This window comes from Agromyces sp. NPDC056965, from assembly GCF_042673425.1.
GTDB lineage: Bacteria > Actinomycetota > Actinomycetes > Actinomycetales > Microbacteriaceae > Agromyces.
Map to the genome: position 1 here is coordinate 1 of NZ_JBHURI010000014.1, position 18,378 is coordinate 18,378.

The following is an 18,378-nucleotide window of genomic DNA, read 5'->3' on the forward strand; positions in this document are numbered from 1 at the left end:
GGCCGAACGGCCCGCCCCTTCTGCGTGGATGCCGCGAGCTCGCGGCATCCGATCGGTTCATGCCGGCTCAGTGGCCGGGGAACGCCTCGATCGCCTTCTGGATGAGCGCCTCGGCCTCGGCCGCGTTCGCCCACCCCTCGGTCTTGACCCACTTGCCGGGCTCGAGGTCCTTGTAGTGCTCGAAGAAGTGCTCGATCTCCTTGCGAGTGAACTCGGGGATGTCGTTCACGTCCTGGATGTGGTTCCAGCGCGGGTCGCCGGCGGGCACCGCGATGACCTTGGCGTCGCCGCCGCCGTCGTCGGTCATGTGGAAGACGCCGACGGGGCGCACCTTCACGCCCACGCCGGGGAAGAGCGGGAAGTCGAGGAGCACGAGCACGTCCAGCGGGTCGCCGTCGTCGCCGAGGGTGTTCTCGAAGAAGCCGTAGTCGGTCGGGTAGACGAACGTCGTGTAGAGCACGCGGTCGAGGAAGACCCGGCCGGTCTCGTGGTCGACCTCGTACTTGTTGCGGCTCCCCTTGGGGATCTCGATGATGGCGGCGTACTCGCCCATGCTGGTTCTCCTTGTGTTGGAAGGCGCTTCTCGAAGCTTGGCCCGCGGCCGACCCGTTCGGGGTCGGGCGCGATCGGCGGAATAAGGTTACTTGATGCCTCCTGACCAGCAGACGGATGCCGCGGCTCCCCGCCGCCCGCGACTGACCCCGCCGATCGCCGACGTGCGCAGGGCCGTGCGGGCGGTGCTTCCGACCGGTTCCGACACCGCAGGCACCGCACTCGTGCTCGTCGCGCTCTCGGGCGGCGCCGACTCGCTCGCGCTCGCCGCGGCCACGGCGTTCGAGGCACCCCGTGTCGGTCTTCGCGCCGGCGCCGTCGTCGTCGACCACGGGCTGCAGCCGGGGTCGGCGGAGGTCGCGGCGACCGCGGCAGCCACCGCGCTCGAGCTCGGACTCGACCCCGTGCTGGTGCGGCGCGTCGAGGTGGCGGGCGAGGGCGGGCCCGAGGCATCCGCTCGCGACGCTCGCTACGCCGCGCTCGACGCGGCCACCGCCGAGACCGGCGCAGCACTCATGCTGCTCGGCCACACGCTCGACGACCAGGCCGAGACCGTGCTGCTCGGGCTCGCTCGCGGTTCGGGTGCCGCGAGCCTCTCGGGCATGCCCGCTCGTGCCGGCCGCTACGCCCGTCCGCTCCTCGGCATCCGCCGGGCGGAGACGCGGCAGGCGTGCCTCGACGCCGGGCTCACCCCGTGGGACGACCCGCACAACCTCGACCCCGCGTACGCCCGTGTGCGCGTGCGCGAGCGGGTGCTGCCCGTGCTCGAGGCCGAACTCGGGCCGGGCGTCGCCGAGGCGCTCGCACGCACGGCCGAGCAGCTCCGCGAAGACGAGGCGGCGTTCTCGGAGCAGATCGAGGAGTTCATCGAGGAGATCTGCGAACCGGCCGAGGCCGGCATCGCGATCTCGGTCGGCGCGCTCGCGGCGAACCCCGCTGCCCTGCGACAGCGCGTCATCCGGCACGTCGTCGGCAGCGAGTTCGGGGTCTCCCTCTCACGCGCGCAGACGCTCGAGGTCGCGCGTCTCGTGACCGACTGGCACGGACAGGGCCCGATCGACCTGCCGGGCGGCGTGCTCGCGACGCGCGCCGGGCGGCACGTCGTGCTGAGCACGACCGGGTCGACCGAGATCCTTCCCCACGACCACTGAGCGAACGCGGACGCGGACGCGAACACGAGCGCGAACACGGACGCCGCCGAACGCGAACGTCGAGCGGCGCGGCGTAGGCTCGTTGCATCCGTTCGCCGCGCACCCACGGCGACGCGCCCCGATCGCCCCCCACAGGAGAGCAGCCATGTACGCGAACGAGATCGAAGCCGACCTGACCGAGGTGCTCGTCACCGAAGCCGAGATCCACGCGAAGCTCGCCGAGCTCGCCCGCCGCATCGAAGCCGACTACGACGGCGAGGACCTGCTGCTCGTCGGCGTGCTGAAGGGCGCGGTCATGGTCATGGCCGACCTCGCTCGCGAGCTGCGACCGCACATCAACATGGACTGGATGGCGGTCTCCTCCTACGGCGCCGGCACGCAGTCGTCGGGCGTCGTGCGCATCGTGAAGGACCTCGACACCGACCTCACCGGCCGTCACGTGCTGATCGTCGAGGACATCATCGACTCGGGCCTCACGCTCAGCTGGCTGCTCGGCAACCTCGAATCGCGCGGTGCGAAGTCGGTCGAGATCTGCGCGCTGCTCCGCAAGCCCGACGCGGCGAAGGTCGCGGTCGACGTCAAGTACCTCGGCTTCGACATCCCCAACCAGTTCGTCGTCGGCTACGGCCTCGACTTCGCGGAGAACTACCGGAACCTGCGGGATGTCGCGATCCTCGCACCGCACGTCTACAGCTGAGCTTTCCGCGCGGTGACCGGGGAGAAGCCCTAGAGTCATCGCATGTGCGATGGTCGGCGCCGCGGCCGGGTGCGCGACGCTGCCGCAGCGTTCGCGAGCAACTGGCGCAATCCCAACCTGCGCCGCGCCCAGCTGAGCTTCCTCGGCGCGTGGACGGCCGAGTGGGCCTTCACCGTCGCGCTCGGCATCGTCGCCTACCGTGACGGCGGCGCCGCGGCGCTCGGCCTCGTCGGGCTGCTCCGCATGGTGCCGTCGGCGATCCTCGCGCCGCTGCTCTCGCCCATCGCCGATCGGGGGCGACGCGAGCGGGTGCTCATCCTCGTGTCGATCGTGCGCGGGCTCGCGACGGCGGCAGCGGCCGTGGTCGCGGCCGTGGCAGGGCCCCCGGCCGTCATCTACGCCCTCGCCATCCTGTCGACGATCGCCGCCACGCTCTACCGCCCGGCGCATTCGGCCCTGCTCCCGTCGCTCTGCCGCACGGGGCACGAGCTCGCGAGCGCCAACGTCGTGCGGGGCCTGCCCGACTCGGCGGCCACGCTCGTCGGCCCGCTGCTCGCGGCCGTGCTGCTGCAGTTCACCGGCGTCGACGTCGTGTTCGCCGTCGCCGCGGCCGCCTCGTTCTGGGCTGCCGCGCTGCTCGCACGACTGAAGTACGACGCGCCGCCGCGCCCGTCGGCGCCGAGGCGCCCGAACCTCGCGAAGGAGGCGGCCGACGGCGTGCGGGCAGTCACGGCGAACCGCGACCTGATGCTCATCCTCGGGCTCGCCGCCGCGCAGGCGCTGACGCGGGGCGCGCTCACGGTGCTCTCGGTCGTCGTCGCGATCGAGCTGCTCGGCACCGGGGAGCCCGGTGTGGGCGCCCTGATGACGGCCGTCGGCGTCGGCGCCGTGCTCGGCTCGCTCGCGGCATCCCTGCTCGTCGGCACCGGCAGGCTGGGGATCTGGTTCGCCGTCGGGGTGGGACTCTGGGGGCTGCCGTTCACCCTCGTCGGGCTCGCGCCCGCCGAGGTGCCGGCGCTCGGGCTGCTCGCGTTCGTCGGCGTCGGCAACGCACTGATCGATGTCGCGGGGTTCACGCTCATCGCCCGGATGGCGCCCGACGAGGTGCTCGCCCGGGTCTTCGGGGTGCTCGAGAGCCTCGTCGCCGTCTTCATCGGCATCGGCGCGGTCGTCGCCTCGGTGCTGGTCGAGTGGGTCGGCGTGCAGACGGCGCTCATCGCGATCGGCCTCGTATGCCCGGTGCTCGCGCTCGTCTCGCTGCGACGGCTCCGCGGCATGGATCGCACCGTCGACGTGCTCGACGACGACATCGGACTGCTGCGGCGGGTGCCCATGTTCCGCGCCCTGCCGCTGCCCTCGATCGAGCAGCTCGCGCGAGGCCTCGAGCCGGTCGCGGTTCCCGCCGGCGCGGCCGTGTTCGCGCAGGGCGACGTCGGCGATCGCTACTTCGTGATCGAGGCGGGCGAGGCCGACGTGGTCGGCGACGGCCGGGTCGTCGCGACGCTCGGCCCGGGGGAGGGGTTCGGTGAGATCGCGCTGCTCCGCCGCACCCGCCGCACGGCCTCGGTCGTCGCGAGGAGCGCCCTCGCGCTTCGGTCGCTCGGCTCCGAGCGGTTCCTGCCCGTCGTGCTCGGATACACCGCGAGCGCGCAGGAGGCGGCGATCCTCGTCGAGGATCAGCTCGAGCGGTACTCGCCGAACGAGCCGTTGGACGACCCACCCTCCTGAACAGGGGTGTTGAGGAGAACTCATGTCAGTGGGATCGTGAGGCATGGACTCCGGCCGTGCCGTGCTGCTGATCGCAGACATCGGCGGATACACCGACTACATGAGCTCCCACCGGATGAGCCTCGCGCACGCCGAGGTCAACACCGGTCGCATGCTCGAACGCATGATCGACGCCGCTCCCGGATTCGACCTCATCGAGATCGAGGGCGACGCCGCCTTCCTCTCCCTCCAGGTCGGCGACGGCGATTCGGATGCCTCGATCCCCGAGATCCTCGACGCGGCGGTCGCGATGCACCGCGCCTTCCATCTCGAACGCCAGTACGTCACCGCGAACCTGTGCCCGTGCAAGGGGTGCAAGGGCGCGGCCGACCTCAAGCTGAAGTTCGTGGCGCACGTGGGGGAGGTGGCGACCCAGACGATCCGCGATCGCATCAAGCTCGTGGGCATCGACGTCATCCAGGTGCATCGCATGCTGAAGAACCCCGTCGACATCCCCGAGTACGTGCTCTTCTCCGAGGAGCTCTACCGCACCGGCGACGACGCCGTGACGGCTCCCGTGCGCGAGGTGTCGCCCGACCTCGAGGGCTTCGGCAGGGTGCGTGCGTACTTCGTCGACGTGGGCGACCTCGAGGCGTCGCCCGAGCCGCTGCCGACGCCGTCGTGGCCGAAGCGCATCGGACAGACGTTCGCCGCGGTGGGCCCGGGGCTGCCGTACATGCTCGGCATCCGCGACACCCGCCGCGCGGCATCCCCTCAGTGAGTCCGACCGTCGATGCTCCGCTTCGGGCACGCTCCGCGCGCCCTCAGCGAACACTCGGCCGCCATTCGGCGACTGCAATGTAGCCTGTGAGCACCATGAACATCAAGAAGATCCTGCGCGGGCCGATCATCTACATTCTGCTCGCCATCGTCGCCGTATGGATCGGGTCGAGTCTCATCACCGCGTCGGGTTTCAAAGAGGTGTCGACGCAAGAGGGCCTCGAGCTGTTGAAGGACGGCAAGGTCTCCGCGGTCAAGATCGTCGACGGCGAGAACCGCGTCGATCTGACGCTCGCGAAGGAAGACGAGAAGCTCGGCACGCAGGTGCAGTTCTACTACGTCACCCCGCGCGGCGCCGACGTCGTCGCCGCGGTCGACGCGGCAGACCCGTCCGACGGCTTCAACGATGAGGTTCCGCAGCCGAACTGGTTCCTCTCGATGCTCGGCATCCTGCTGCCGCTCGTGCTCATCGGCCTGTTCTTCTGGATCATGCTCTCGGGCATGCAGGGCGGCGGCAACAAGGTCATGCAGTTCGGCAAGTCCAAGGCGAAGCTCGTCTCGAAGGAGAGCCCCAAGGTCACCTTCGACGACGTCGCGGGCGCCGAGGAGGCGATCGAGGAGCTCCACGAGATCAAGGAGTTCCTGAAGGAGCCGGCGAAGTTCCAGGCCGTCGGCGCGCGCATCCCGAAGGGCGTGCTGCTGTACGGCCCTCCCGGCACCGGCAAGACGCTGCTCGCCCGCGCGGTCGCGGGTGAGGCGGGCGTGCCCTTCTACTCGATCTCGGGCTCCGACTTCGTCGAGATGTTCGTGGGCGTCGGCGCATCCCGTGTGCGCGACCTCTTCGACCAGGCGAAGCAGAACGCACCCGCCATCATCTTCGTCGACGAGATCGACGCGGTCGGCCGCCACCGCGGCGCCGGCCTCGGCGGCGGGCACGACGAGCGCGAGCAGACCCTCAACCAGTTGCTCGTCGAGATGGACGGCTTCGACCCGAAGACGAACGTCATCCTCATCGCGGCGACGAACCGCCCCGACATCCTCGACCCCGCACTGCTGCGCCCCGGTCGCTTCGACCGCCAGATCGGCGTCGACGCGCCCGACCTCAAGGGCCGTCAGAAGATCCTCGAGGTGCACTCGAAGGGCAAGCCCCTCGCCAACGGCGTCGACCTCGAGGTGCTCGCACGCAAGACCCCGGGCTTCACCGGTGCCGACCTCGCGAACGTGCTCAACGAGGCCGCGCTGCTCACGGCCCGCTCCAACGCCCAGCTGATCGACAACCGCGCCCTCGACGAGGCCGTCGACCGCGTGATCGCCGGACCGCAGCGCCGCTCCCGCGTCATGAAGGACAAGGAGAAGCTCATCACGGCCTACCACGAGGGCGGCCACGCCCTCGCTGCGGCGGCGATGAACTACACCGACCCGGTCACCAAGATCACGATCCTGCCGCGCGGCCGCGCCCTCGGCTACACGATGGTGATGCCGCTCGAAGACAAGTACTCGGTCAGCCGCAACGAGCTGCTCGACCAGCTCGCCTATGCGATGGGCGGCCGCGTCGCGGAGGAGATCGTCTTCCACGACCCGTCGACCGGAGCCTCGAACGACATCGAGAAGGCCACCTCCACGGCACGCAAGATGGTCACCGAGTACGGCATGAGTGCGAACGTCGGCGCAGTCAAGCTCGGCCAGTCGCAGGGCGAGGTCTTCCTCGGCCGCGACATGGGCCACCAGCGCGACTACTCCGAAGAGGTCGCCGAGACCGTCGACCTCGAGGTGCGCGCGCTCATCGAGCAGGCGCACGACGAGGCCTGGCAGGTGCTCAACGACAACCGCGACATCCTCGACAAGCTGGCCGCCGAACTGCTCGAGCAGGAGACGCTCGACCACAAGCAGATCGCCGAGATCTTCAAGGACGTGAAGAAGCTGCCCGAGCGCCCGCTCTGGCTCTCGAGCGACAAGCGCCCGGTCTCCGACCGTCCGCCGATCGCGTTCCCGACCGAGAAGATGCCGATCGACCAGGGCGCCGTCGACGGCGGTGTCGACTCCGGTCAGCTGCCGGTCGAAGACGAGGCGCCGGCGCGCGCACCGCAGTCGAACCCGCGGCCCGCGACGGCCTAGTCGCGGTCGCAGCGAGTCCGTCGACCCGAAGAGGGGGAGCCATGGCCGGAGTGGACGCCGAGCGCATCCAGCGCGCCGTGCACGAGATCCTGCTCGCGATCGGTGAAGACCCGTCGCGACCGGGCCTCGAGCGCACGCCGCAACGGGTCGCCGAGGCCTACGCCGACTTCTTCGGCGGCCTCGACGTCGATCCGCTCAGTCACCTCGCCGACACGGTTCCGATCGGTGCGACGGATGCCGGTGTGCCCGCGACGTCCGACGCGGTCGTGCTCCGCGACCTCGCGTTCCGATCGGTCTGCGAGCACCACCTGCTGCCGTTCGTCGGCACCGCGCACGTGGCCTACCTCCCGGGCGACCGGGTCGTCGGGCTCGGCCGCATCCCGGCCGTTGTCGACACGCTCGCCCGCCGGCCGCAGCTGCAGGAGCGGCTCACCGAGGAGATCGCCGACGCCCTCGTGGCCGGGCTCGCGCCCAAGGGGGTGCTCGTCGTGCTCGACGCCCAGCACCGCTGCGTGACGACGCGCGGTTCACGACAGGAGCGGAGCTCCACCGTGACGATCGCGAGCCGCGGCGCGCTCTCGGAGCCCGCAGCCCGGAGCGAGATCATCACGCTCATCGGGGCTCAGACGAATGCCTGATCGCACGCTCGTCATGGGTGTGGTGAACGTCACGCCCGACTCGTTCAGCGACGGCGGCCGTTGGTTCGACGCCGAGGCGGCGATCGCGCACGGGCTCGAGCTCGTCGCCGACGGCGCCGACATCCTCGACGTCGGGGGCGAGTCCACCCGGCCGGGGGCCGCCAGGGTGGCGCCCGACGAGGAGCTCCGCCGGGTGGTACCCGTCATCAGGGAACTCGCCGGCCGCGGCATCCGGGTGAGCGTCGACACCATGCGCGCAGCCACGGCACAGGCGGCGGTCGAAGCGGGGGCCGAGATCATCAACGACGTCTCGGCCGGCCTCGCCGATGCCGCGATGGGTCCGATCGCCGCCGAGACCGGTGCGCGCTACGTCGCCATGCACTGGCGCGGTCACTCCGACCGCATGGATTCGCTCGCCGACTACGCCGACGTCGCCGTCGAGGTGCGCGACGAGCTCGCCCAGCGGGTCGACGCGCTCGTCGCCGCGGGTGTCGCCCCCGAACGGCTCATCCTCGACCCCGGTCTCGGCTTCGCGAAGCGCGGCGACCAGAACTGGCAGCTGCTCAGCCGCCTCGACGTGCTCGAAGGGCTCGGGCTGCCGATCCTCGTCGGTGCATCGCGCAAGCGGTTCCTCGGCGCGATGCTCCCCGAGGACGCCGCCGTCACCGACCGCGACCTGCCGACGGCCGTCGTGAGCGTGCTCGCCGCACAGGCCGGTGCCTGGGCGGTGCGCGTGCACGACGTGCAGGGCACGCGCCGCGCCCTCGACGTCCTCGACGCATGGCAGAGTGGACGACGTGACTGAACTGCGGGGTCGTGGGCGAGGCGACCGGATCACCCTCACGGGGCTTCGCGTCCGCGCGCACCACGGCGTGTTCGACTTCGAGCGCGCCGAGGGGCAGGAGTTCGTGATCGACGTGTCGGTCGCCGTCGACCTCGCGGCCGCAGCTGCGTCCGACGAACTCGACCGCACCGTGCACTACGGCGAACTCGCCGAGGCCGTCGTCGCGGCCGTCGAGCGCGACCCGGTCGACCTCATCGAGACCGTCGCCGAGCGGGTCGCCGCCGTCGCGCTCGGCTTCGCCGCCGTCGACGAGGTCGAGGTCACCGTGCACAAGCCCCAGGCGCCCATCACCGTGCCGTTCGGCGACGTCGCCGTCACGATCGTGCGGGGCCGGGCATGACGCGCGCCGTCATCGCGTTCGGGGCGAACCTCGGCGACCGCGAGGCGACGATCGCCGCGGCCGTGCGCGAGCTCGCCGATGCATCCGGTGTCGACCTCGTCGCGGTGTCGCCGGTCTACGAGACGGCGGCCGTCAAGGACTCCGGCGTCGACGTCGACGCTCCTCGCTACCTGAACGGCGTCGTCGTCGTCGAGACGGTGCTCGAGCCGCACGCGATCCTCGAGCTGCTGCAGCGCATCGAGCTCGAGCACGGCCGCGTCCGCACCGAGCACTGGGGCGACCGCACGCTCGACCTCGACCTCATCGACGTCGAGGGCCTCGTGCTCGACGACGAGCGGCTCACGCTGCCGCACCCGCGTGCCTGGCAGCGGGCGTTCGTGCTGGCGCCGTGGCTCGACCTCGAGCCCGATGCCGAACTCGCCGGGCACGGCCCCATCGCCGCGCTGCGCGCCGCGGCCGCCGATGAGGTGGTTCGCCGATGAAGCGCACGCACCCCTCGACCATCATCGCCTTCGTGCTCGCGGGCATCGTCGCCGGGTACCTCATCGACCTCGCGATCGTCTCGAACGGATCCAAGGCGATCGTGCCCCCGCTCTCGCTTCCGATCACCCTCGCGGGGGTGGCGGCGCTCGTCGTGGCGTTCGCCTGGCCGATCCGGCGTGCGGTGAAGGGCAAGGCGACCAAGCACCTCGACCCGTTCCGGGCCATGCGCACCGCGGTGCTCGCGAAGGCGTGCAGCCTGAGCGGGGCGCTCATGCTCGGCTTCGGTGTCGGCATCACCCTGTTCCTCGTGACCCGCAGCGTCGTGCCGTCGCCGGCCACCATCTGGCTCGCCGTCGCAACAGCGATCGGCGCCGCACTCCTCATGGCCGGCGGCCTCGTCGCGGAGTTCTTCTGCACGCTGCCGCCCGACGACACCGACACCGAGAAGAAAGAGCACGCGCATGCCTGAGGCGCCCGGCCTCCACCCCGATGAGAGCGTGCACGACGAGCCGCAGCAGCCCGAGGCATCCGACACCGGCTGGTTGCGGGTCTCGCCGAAGTACGTGCTCGTCGAGGTCGTCGGCTCGATCATCGGAATGATCATCTTCGTGGGCGTCGCGCTCGGAGCCTACTACCTGCTCGACTGGCAGTGGGCGCTCTGGGTCGCGGGTGCGATCGCCGTGGTGTCGCTCGTCGGCATCGCGTTCGAGCCGCGCCGTGTGCGATCGATCCAGTACCGTCTGCGCGCCGACGACCTGCTGTTCCGCCGCGGCATCATGTTCCAGCGGCAGGTCGCGGTGCCCTACGGGCGCATGCAGCTCGTCGACATCACGCGCGGCCCGGTCGCGCGCGCCCTCGGCCTGGCCGACCTCAAGTTCGTGACCGCGGCGGCGTCGAGCGCCGTCACCGTGCCCGGGCTGCCCATGGCGGAGGCCGATCGGCTCCGCGACGAGCTCGTCGCCCTCGCCGAGTCGCGTCGGGCGGGGCTGTGAGCGGAGTCGCCCGCCCGCAGGGAGTGGTGAACCTCGCCGACGGCGAGTGGCACCGGCTCCACCCGGCGAGCCCGCTGCTGCGCGGCGGCCTCGTGTTCATCGCCGTGCTGGGGTTCATCATCGCGAACCTGCGCGAGCGGGTCATCGAGATCTTCCTCGCGATCTTCGCGCCCGAGTCGAACGGGCCGATCGACGCCGAGTACGGCGAGTGGCAGCAGGACTGGGCGAACGACCCGGTCGGCGGCATCGTGTCGAACGGCCTCGTGGGCTGGGCCCTGCTCGCGCTCGCGGCGATCATCGTCGCGGTCGTGATCGCATTCTGGCTGTCGTGGCGCATGCACACGTTCCGCGTGACGCGCGAGGCGGTCGAGGTGCGCAGCGGCATCCTGTTCCGATCGCATCGGAGCGCCAGGCTCGATCGCATCCAGGGCATCAACGTCAACCGGCCGCTCTTCGCCCGCCTCTTCGGCACCGCGAAGCTCGAGATCTCGGTCGCCGGGCAGTCGGCGAACGTGCAGCTCGCCTACCTCGGCTCCACCCTCGCCGACGCGCTGCGCGCCGACGTGCTGCGCCTCGCGTCGGGCGCGCGGGCCGAGCGGGCGCAGGGAGCGGCCGCTCCCGCTGCGACCGACGGGCGAGCGGATGCCTCGGCGATCGTCGCTCCCGGAGCCGTGGCGACGCCCGGCACCGTGCCCGAACCCGGCGCCGCGATCGCCGACGCCGGTGTCGACGGCACAGCGGCGGGTGCCGCGGCGGGTGCCGCGGTCTCCGCCGGACAGCGCACGCCGGTGACCGCCCGCGCCGGCGCGCTCGTCACGCAACGCGTCGACGAGTTCCTCGCCCCCGAGCTCGATCCCGACCTCGCGCCACCCGAGTCGGTCGTGCACCTGCCGCTCGGACGGGTGATCGGGTCGACCGTGCTCGGTGGGTCGACGATCTGGGCGATCATCCTCGTCGCGATCATCGTGGTCGGCGTCACGAGCGGCCAGATGTGGGTGCTCTTCAGCTTCGTGCCCGCGGCGATCGGTCTCATCAGCTACATGTGGTCGCGCATCACGAAGTCGCTGCGCTATTCGATCGCGGGCACGCCCGACGGCGTGCGCATCGGGCACGGCCTGCTCTCGACGGGCAATCAGACGATCCCGCCCGGGCGCGTGCACGCCGTCGAGGCCACCCAGTGGGTGTTCTGGCGGCCGTTCGGCTGGTGGTCGGTGCGCATCAACGTCGCTGGCCAGTCGGTCTCCGCCTCGGGCGATGCCGCGCAGCGCACCATCGTGCTCCCGGTCGGCACCGCGGCCGACGTGCATCGGGTGCTCGCCCTGCTGCTGCCCGATGCCGCGGCGGAGGTCGAGTCGCTCGTCGATGCCGGTCTCGTGGGCCGGGGCGACACCGGCGGCTTCTCCGTCACCCCGAAGCGCGCGGCGTGGCTGCGACCGTTCTCGTGGCGACGCATCGGCCTCGCCGAGACGGCGGGGGTCGCCGTCATCCGTCGTGGCGCGCTCATTCGCAGCCTCAGCCTCGTGCCGCTCGCGCGCATGCAGTCGGTCGCCGTGTCGGTCGGCCCCATCGAGCGAGCACTCGACCTCGCGACGCTCCGGCTGCACACCGTGACCGGCCCGGTCAGCGCCCTCCTGCCCGTCGCCGACCGGCCGGTCGCGACAGCGCTCTTCGAACGAATCGCCCACGAGGCGATCGAACGCGCGGCGAGCGACACCTCGCATCACTGGGGCGCCACCCGAGTCGCGGCCGAAGCGCACGTCGCCCCGCTCGCGGCGGACGCAGAGGCGCCTGCGGAATCGCCCGCAGCACCGGTCGCACCGGTCGCCGAGACGGAGACCCGACATGTCGACTGATCGCCCGGGCCGGCTCGGCGTCGGCACCATCGGCGCCGGCCGCGTCGGCGCCGTGCTCGCCTCGGCCCTCGCCGGCGCCGGGCACGCCCTCACCGGCATCTCAGCGGTCTCCGACGCGAGTCGTGAGCGAGCGGCGACGATGCTGCCCTCGGTGCCGGTGCTGCCGATCCCCGAGATCATCGAGCGCAGCGAGCTCGTGCTGCTCGCCGTGCCCGAGGCCGAACTCGGCCCGCTCGTCGCAGGGCTCGCCGAGGCCGGCGCCTGGCAGCCGGGCCAGCTCGTGCTGCACACCGTCGCCCGGTTCGGCACCGACGTCCTCGAGCCCGCGCGCCGCGCGGGAGCCATCCCGCTCGCGGTGCATCCGGCGATGAGCTTCACCGGCACGAGCATCGACCTCGCACGACTGCCGGGCACGTGGTTCGCCGTCACCGCACCCGGCCCCGTGCTGCCGATCGGCCAGGCGCTCGTCGTCGAGATGGGCGGGGAGCCCGTCATCGTGGCGGAGCGCGACCGCGCCGCCTACGGCGAGGCGATCGACACCGCCGTCTCGTTCTCGAGCGCGATCGTCGACCAGGCCAGCGACATCCTCGACGGCATCGGGGTGCCCCGGCCGGGTGCGGTGCTCGCACCACTGGTGCGCAGCGCGGTCGAGAACGCGCTCGCGCGGCACGACCGCGGCGCGTACGTCGAGGGTGCCGATACGATCGACGAGGCCGATACCGACTGGCCGCTGGGGGGTGGCGCGTGACCGGATCCGCATCGGGCGTGCGTGTCGTGCCCACCATCGGCGAACTGCGCGAGCGGCTCGCCGAGCGGCGCGCGGCCGGGGCATCCGTCGCCCTCGTGCCCACCATGGGCGCCCTGCACGCCGGCCACCTGGCACTCGTCGCGCACGCGCGCGAGCTCGCCGACGTCGTCGTCGTGTCGATCTTCGTGAACCCGCTGCAGTTCGGCCCCGGCGAAGACCTCGACCGGTACCCGCGCACCCTCGACGCCGACGTCGAGGCGCTCGACGGCCTCGGCGTCGAGTTCGTCTTCGCCCCGCCCGTCGCGGAGATGTACCCGCACGGCGCCATCGGCACGACGCTCACGGCCGGCCGGGTCGGCTCCCTGTACGAGGGCGCCTCCCGGCCCGGACACTTCGACGGCATGCTGACCGTTGTCGGCAAGCTGCTCAACATCGTGCGCCCCGACGTCGCGGTCTTCGGCCAGAAGGACGCGCAGCAGGTCTTCCTCGTGCGCCGCATGGTCGACGACCTCGACGTGCCGACCTCGATCGAGGTCGTGCCGACCGTGCGCGAGGCCGACGGGCTCGCGCTCTCGAGTCGCAATCGATTCCTCGCCCCCGACCACCGTGCGGCGGCGCTCACCTTGAGCGAAGCCCTCAAGGCAGCGGATGCCGCGGCGTCCGACGGCCTCGCCGAGGTGCTCGCCGAGGGGGCCGCCGCCTTCGGCGACCACGACGACGTGACCCTCGACTACCTCGTGGTCGTCGACCCCGAGACGTACCTCCCCGTCGCCGACGAGGCGCGCGGACCGGCCGTCGTGCTCGTCGCTGCACGCGTCGGCGAGACCCGCCTCATCGACAACGCGGCCATCACGCTCGGCTGACTCGTCAGGTGCGCCCAAGTAGGCTGGTGCACGCACCCACGCAGTACAGACCGGTACTGCCGCACGACGAGAGAGAACGATGGCCGAGAACCAGACGGATGCCACGCCCGAGCCCACTGCCGAGGAGATCTCCGAGCAGAAGGCCGTGCGGCTCGCCAAGCGTGAACGGCTGAACGCGGCATCCGACGACCGTGCCTTCGGTGCCTACCCCGTGCGCCTGCCGATCACGGCGACGATCCCCGAGGTGCGCGACCGCTTCGTCGGGCTCGGCGTCGACGAGGCGAGCGGCGAGCAGGTCGGCGTCGCCGGTCGCGTCGTGCACTCGCGCAACACCGGCAAGCTGTGCTTCGCAACGCTGCAGGCGGGCGACGGCAGCCGCATCCAGGCCATGGTCTCGCTCGCCGAGGTCGGCGAGGAGTCGCTCGCGGAGTGGAAGGAGCTCGTCGACCTGGGCGACCACGTCTTCGTGGCCGGCGAGGTCATCACGAGCCGCCGCGGCGAGCTCTCGATCATGGTGAAGGAGTGGCGCATCGCCTCGAAGGCGATCCTGCCCCTGCCGAACCTGCACAACGAGCTCTCCGAGGAGATGCGCGTGCGCAGCCGCTACCTCGACCTGATCTCGCGCGAGCAGGCCCGCAAGAACGTCATCGACCGCGCGAAGGTCAACGCGAGCCTGCGGCGCACCTTCGACTCGCTCGGCTTCATCGAGGTCGAGACGCCGATGCTGCAGGTCATGCACGGCGGCGCCTCGGCTCGCCCGTTCGTCACGCAGTCGAACGCGTTCGACACCGAGCTCTACCTGCGCATCGCTCCCGAGCTCTACCTCAAGCGCGCCGTCGTCGGCGGCATCGAGCGCGTCTACGAGATCAACCGCAACTTCCGCAACGAGGGCGCCGACTCGACGCATTCGCCCGAGTTCGCGATGCTCGAGGCCTACGAGGCGTACGGCGACTACAACACGATCGCCGACCTCACGCAGCAGCTCATCCAAGACGCCGCGCTCGCCACGTCGGGTTCGCACGTCGTGACCTGGGCCGACGGCACCGACTTCGACCTCGGGGGCGACTGGGCCCGCATCTCGATGTACGACTCGCTCTCCGAGGCGATCGGCGAGACGATCACCTCGTCTACCCCGGTCGAGCGCCTGAAGCAGCTCGCCGATGACGCCGGCGTCGAGGTCGACCACCCGCTGCCCGGCAAGTACGTCGAGGAGCTGTGGGAGCACCACGTGAAGTCGGGCCTCGTGCGGCCGACCTTCGTCATGGACTTCCCGCTCGACACCTCGCCCCTCGTGCGCGAGCACCGTTCGATCCCGGGCGTCGTCGAGAAGTGGGACCTCTACATCCGCGGCTTCGAGCTCGCGACCGGATACTCCGAGCTCGTCGACCCCGTCGTGCAGCGTGAGCGCTTCGTCGAGCAGGCGAAGCTCGCCGCCGGCGGCGACCCCGAGGCGATGCGCCTCGACGAGGAGTTCCTGCGGGCGCTCGAGTTCGGCATGCCGCCGTCGGGCGGCATGGGCATGGGCATCGACCGCCTGCTGATGGCCCTGACGGGCCTCGGCATCCGCGAGACGATCCTCTTCCCGCTGGTCAAGTGAGTCGGCGTGGTCGCGTGAACGATCGAGAGAGCGGATGCCGCAGATGAACGACTACCTGCCGAAGGACGAACTCGAACCCGAGAAGGATCCGAAGCGACCGTCGAACACGAGGCTCGGCATCTGGCTCGTCGTCGGCGCGATCGGCCTCTACCTCGTGGTCTCCGGCGTCTGGGGTCTCGTCACCGGCGGCTAGCCGCCTCCCGTTCGCGTGCGAGAACAGGCCGACACGCCGCCGGGGCGCTGAAAACAGGCTGCCGGGGTCGGCCTCCGGCCCGAGTTCCTGTTCTCGCGCACGCCGGCACCCGTCCTCCCCATCGCGCTGCGCACCCTGAACGCTCACCGGTCGGCACGCTCGCGCGATGAGCGCCGCCGACCGGCGATGATCGGATCGTGCCCGACCTCATCTTCGACCTCCGTCGCCACGGCGGCATCGCGACGAGGTCACGTCTCCGCGCCTGCGGGCACTCGCCGCAGCACATCCGTGCGGCCGTCGACGGGCATCGCGTCCTCCGGGTCGGCCGGTCGTGGGTCGCGCTGCATGACGCCAACCCCGAGGCCGTCCGTGCGATCGAGGTCGGCGGCATCCTCGGCGGTGAGAGCGCCCTGCGGAGCCACGGCATCTGGGTCTCCCGCAACGACGGGGTGTGCGTTGCCACGGCGCGCACCGCGAGCCGGATGCCGCCACTGCGCGAGAGTGAGTATCGGATCTGGTGCGCCGTCTCGCGACGGCAAGGGGTGTGGCGCGTCGACGTGCTCGAGGCGCTCGCGCAGTTCCTTCCCCGCGCCGGCCGGCATGACGCCATCGCGACGATCGACAGCGCGCTGCATCGCGGCCTGATCTCCTCGGCGCAGCTCGACGGGCTGATGGAGCGGATGCCCCGGCGCATCCGTCGTCTGCGGAATCGAGTCGACGGCGCCGCGGAGTCCGGGCTGGAGTCGGTGCTTCGGACGGCGATCCGTGACGAGGGCTGGCGGGTCGAGTCGCAGGTCGTGATCGCCGGGGTGGGCCGAGTCGACCTGCTGATCGACGGCTGGCTCGTCATCGAGGCCGACGGCTCGAGGTGGCACGACGGCCACGAAGCCACCGAGCGCGATCGTGAGCGCAATGCCGCGCTCGTGCTGCGCGGCTACCGTTGGCACCGATTCGGGCACGCTCAGATCATGCGGCACCTCGACCAGTGCATCGCGGTGATCCGCGCGTTGCTGTCGGGTGCGTTGGTCGGCGCGACTCGATGAGCACGAACGCAGGCACGGCGGCCGAGAAGCGGCCGGTTCGGCCTGTTTTCGCTGCATCCACGGTGGGTCTTCCTGTTCTCGTGCAGGAGAAAGCGGCGAATTCAGGGAAAGAACGTATCCTTGTAGACCTATGGACGAATTCTGGGCGAACGCGATCTGGTCGCTCGCGCCGACCGTGCTCATCGGGCTCATCTTCTGGTTCGTGATGCGCGCCGTCATCCACGCCGATCGCAACGAGCGAAAGGCGTACGCCCGGGTCGAGGCGGAGGAACGAGCCAAGCTCGCCAAACAGCGACCGGCAGCCTGACGGCATGACGTCGGAGCAGACGGCGCTCCTCTTCGCCGGCGTCGTCGTCGTGATCGACCTGTTCATCCGTGTCACGGCGATCATCGTGGTTCCGCGCAACCGCCGGCCCACCGCGGGCATGGCGTGGCTCCTCGCGATCTTCTTCCTCCCGTTCATCGGCGTGTTCTTCTTCCTGCTCATCGGCAATCCGAAGCTGCCGAAGCACCGGCGCGAGAAGCAGGCCGAGGTCGACCGGTACATCCGCGAGTCGACGCACGGTGTCGAACGGGTCAGCGACCCAGGCCATTGGCCCGGATGGTTCGAGGGCGTCGTGCGCCTGAACCGCAACCTCGGCTCGATGCCGCTCATCGGCTCCAACAGCGCGAGCCTGATCGGCGACTACCAGGGCTCACTCGATGCGATGACCGACGCGGTGCGCGATGCGAAGCGCTACGTGCACGTCGAGTTCTACATCCTCGCCCTCGACGCCACGACGGCGCCGTTCTTCGACGCGCTCGGTGAGGCGGTCGCACGCGGGGTCGATGTGCGCCTCATGCTCGACCACGTCGCGTCGCTCCGGGTGAAGGGCTACCGCAAGACCCTGAAGCGACTCACCGCCATGGGCGTGCGCTGGCAGCTCATGCTCCCCGTGCAGCCGCTCAAGGGCAAGTACCAGCGCCCCGACCTCCGCAACCACCGCAAGATCCTCGTCGTCGACGGCGAGGTCGGGTTCATGGGCTCGCAGAACATCATCGACCGCAGCTACAACAAGAGCAGCAACATCCGCCGCGGGCTGAAGTGGAAGGAACTCGTGGCGCGCGTCGAGGGGCCGATCGTGGCCGGCCTCGACGCCATCTTCGCGACCGACTGGTACCTCGAGACCGGCGAGGAGCCCGTGCGCGACCTCGCAGAATCGCTCGACCAGCCCGGCGAGGCCCAGGACCTCGACTGCCAGGTGGTGCCGAGCGGCCCCGGGTACCCGAACGAGAACAACCTCAAGCTCTTCCTCGCGCTGCTCTACGCGGCTGAAGAGCGGATCATCCTCACGAGCCCGTACTTCGTGCCCGACGAGGCGATGCTGCGTGCCATCAGCGGCGCGACCCAGCGCGGCATCCACGTCGAGCTCTTCGTCTCGGAGATCGGCGACCAGGCGCTCGTCTACCACGCGCAGCGCTCGTACTACGAGGCCCTGCTCCGCGCCGGAGTGAAGATCTACATGTACAAGGCGCCGTACATCCTGCACTCCAAGCACTTCACGATCGACGACGACGTCGCGGTGATCGGCTCGAGCAACATGGACATCCGCTCGTTCGAGCTCAACATGGAGATCTCGCTCCTCGTGCGCGGGGCATCGTTCGTGCGCGAGATGCGCGCCGTCGAAGACGGCTACCGGCGCGACAGCCGCGAACTGACCCTCGACGAATGGATGCGTCAGCCGCTCCGCTCGACCGTGCTCGACAACCTCGCCAGGCTCTCCTCGGCACTGCAGTAACGGC

At 70.8% G+C, this 18,378-nt stretch carries 20 protein-coding genes; 19 read left to right on the top strand and 1 reads right to left on the bottom strand.

What is annotated here, in order from left to right; translation table 11 throughout:
- Positions 1 to 67: 67 nt before the first annotated feature.
- Complete coding sequence (gene ppa / locus ACFTQE_RS05245) at positions 68 to 553, bottom strand: inorganic diphosphatase (protein ID WP_375835337.1); 486 nt, start codon at positions 551 to 553, stop codon at positions 68 to 70.
- A gap of 94 nt (positions 554 to 647) precedes the next feature.
- Between ppa and tilS the strand changes: the two genes are divergently transcribed.
- The 19 genes from tilS (at position 648) to cls (ending at position 18,374) form a co-directional block, all read left to right on the top strand.
- Positions 648 to 1,703 (top strand): tRNA lysidine(34) synthetase TilS, encoded by a 1,056-nt coding sequence (gene tilS / locus ACFTQE_RS05250; protein ID WP_376924072.1) that lies wholly within the window; start codon positions 648 to 650, stop codon positions 1,701 to 1,703.
- Between the two features lie 145 nt (positions 1,704 to 1,848).
- Positions 1,849 to 2,400, top strand: coding sequence for a hypoxanthine phosphoribosyltransferase (gene hpt, locus ACFTQE_RS05255; protein WP_376924073.1), 552 nt, complete (start codon positions 1,849 to 1,851; stop codon positions 2,398 to 2,400).
- 42 nt (positions 2,401 to 2,442) lie between these two features.
- Entirely contained in the window at positions 2,443 to 4,128 is a 1,686-nt protein-coding gene (locus tag ACFTQE_RS05260) for an MFS transporter (protein WP_376924074.1), read from the top strand.
- A 43-nt stretch (positions 4,129 to 4,171) separates the two neighbouring features.
- Positions 4,172 to 4,888 carry a DUF2652 domain-containing protein gene (locus tag ACFTQE_RS05265; protein ID WP_376924075.1) on the top strand — a complete coding sequence of 239 codons (717 nt, stop codon included), beginning with the start codon at positions 4,172 to 4,174 and terminating at the stop codon, positions 4,886 to 4,888.
- A gap of 95 nt (positions 4,889 to 4,983) precedes the next feature.
- On the top strand, positions 4,984 to 7,002 hold the full coding sequence (gene ftsH, locus ACFTQE_RS05270) for an ATP-dependent zinc metalloprotease FtsH (RefSeq protein WP_376924076.1): 2,019 nt from the start codon (positions 4,984 to 4,986) through the stop codon (positions 7,000 to 7,002).
- Positions 7,003 to 7,043: 41 nt separating this feature from the next.
- The gene (gene folE / locus ACFTQE_RS05275) at positions 7,044 to 7,640 is read left to right on the top strand and encodes a GTP cyclohydrolase I (RefSeq protein WP_375835329.1); all 597 of its coding nucleotides are present in this window, start codon (positions 7,044 to 7,046) and stop codon (positions 7,638 to 7,640) included.
- Positions 7,633 to 8,445, top strand: a complete 813-nt coding sequence (folP, locus tag ACFTQE_RS05280) for a dihydropteroate synthase (RefSeq protein ID WP_376924077.1) — start codon at positions 7,633 to 7,635, stop codon at positions 8,443 to 8,445. The genes folE and folP overlap by 8 nt, the downstream gene beginning before the upstream one ends.
- Positions 8,438 to 8,824 carry a dihydroneopterin aldolase gene (folB, locus tag ACFTQE_RS05285; protein WP_376924078.1) on the top strand — a complete coding sequence of 129 codons (387 nt, stop codon included), beginning with the start codon at positions 8,438 to 8,440 and terminating at the stop codon, positions 8,822 to 8,824. Before folP ends, folB begins: the two co-directional genes overlap by 8 nt.
- The gene (folK, locus tag ACFTQE_RS05290) at positions 8,821 to 9,306 is read left to right on the top strand and encodes a 2-amino-4-hydroxy-6-hydroxymethyldihydropteridine diphosphokinase (protein WP_376924079.1); all 486 of its coding nucleotides are present in this window, start codon (positions 8,821 to 8,823) and stop codon (positions 9,304 to 9,306) included. Before folB ends, folK begins: the two co-directional genes overlap by 4 nt.
- A complete protein-coding gene (locus ACFTQE_RS05295) occupies positions 9,303 to 9,776 on the top strand; it encodes a DUF3180 domain-containing protein (RefSeq protein WP_376924080.1) in 474 nt (157 codons plus the stop codon). The genes folK and ACFTQE_RS05295 overlap by 4 nt, the downstream gene beginning before the upstream one ends.
- On the top strand, positions 9,769 to 10,299 hold the full coding sequence (locus tag ACFTQE_RS05300) for a PH domain-containing protein (RefSeq protein ID WP_376924081.1): 531 nt from the start codon (positions 9,769 to 9,771) through the stop codon (positions 10,297 to 10,299). Before ACFTQE_RS05295 ends, ACFTQE_RS05300 begins: the two co-directional genes overlap by 8 nt.
- The gene (locus ACFTQE_RS05305; protein ID WP_376924082.1) at positions 10,296 to 12,152 is read left to right on the top strand and encodes a PH domain-containing protein; all 1,857 of its coding nucleotides are present in this window, start codon (positions 10,296 to 10,298) and stop codon (positions 12,150 to 12,152) included. Before ACFTQE_RS05300 ends, ACFTQE_RS05305 begins: the two co-directional genes overlap by 4 nt.
- On the top strand, positions 12,142 to 12,900 hold the full coding sequence (locus ACFTQE_RS05310; RefSeq protein ID WP_376924083.1) for a Rossmann-like and DUF2520 domain-containing protein: 759 nt from the start codon (positions 12,142 to 12,144) through the stop codon (positions 12,898 to 12,900). The genes ACFTQE_RS05305 and ACFTQE_RS05310 overlap by 11 nt, the downstream gene beginning before the upstream one ends.
- Complete coding sequence (gene panC / locus ACFTQE_RS05315; RefSeq protein ID WP_376924084.1) at positions 12,897 to 13,763, top strand: pantoate--beta-alanine ligase; 867 nt, start codon at positions 12,897 to 12,899, stop codon at positions 13,761 to 13,763. The genes ACFTQE_RS05310 and panC overlap by 4 nt, the downstream gene beginning before the upstream one ends.
- A 79-nt stretch (positions 13,764 to 13,842) precedes the next feature.
- Positions 13,843 to 15,360 carry a lysine--tRNA ligase gene (gene lysS, locus ACFTQE_RS05320; RefSeq protein ID WP_375835316.1) on the top strand — a complete coding sequence of 506 codons (1,518 nt, stop codon included), beginning with the start codon at positions 13,843 to 13,845 and terminating at the stop codon, positions 15,358 to 15,360.
- A gap of 34 nt (positions 15,361 to 15,394) precedes the next feature.
- The gene (locus ACFTQE_RS05325; RefSeq protein WP_376924085.1) at positions 15,395 to 15,553 is read left to right on the top strand and encodes a hypothetical protein; all 159 of its coding nucleotides are present in this window, start codon (positions 15,395 to 15,397) and stop codon (positions 15,551 to 15,553) included.
- Between the two features lie 197 nt (positions 15,554 to 15,750).
- The gene (locus ACFTQE_RS05330; RefSeq protein WP_376924086.1) at positions 15,751 to 16,596 is read left to right on the top strand and encodes an endonuclease domain-containing protein; all 846 of its coding nucleotides are present in this window, start codon (positions 15,751 to 15,753) and stop codon (positions 16,594 to 16,596) included.
- 130 nt (positions 16,597 to 16,726) lie between these two features.
- The gene (locus ACFTQE_RS05335; RefSeq protein WP_375835304.1) at positions 16,727 to 16,903 is read left to right on the top strand and encodes a hypothetical protein; all 177 of its coding nucleotides are present in this window, start codon (positions 16,727 to 16,729) and stop codon (positions 16,901 to 16,903) included.
- Positions 16,904 to 16,907: 4 nt separating this feature from the next.
- Positions 16,908 to 18,374 carry a cardiolipin synthase gene (gene cls / locus ACFTQE_RS05340; protein ID WP_376924087.1) on the top strand — a complete coding sequence of 489 codons (1,467 nt, stop codon included), beginning with the start codon at positions 16,908 to 16,910 and terminating at the stop codon, positions 18,372 to 18,374.
- Positions 18,375 to 18,378: the final 4 nt, after the last annotated feature.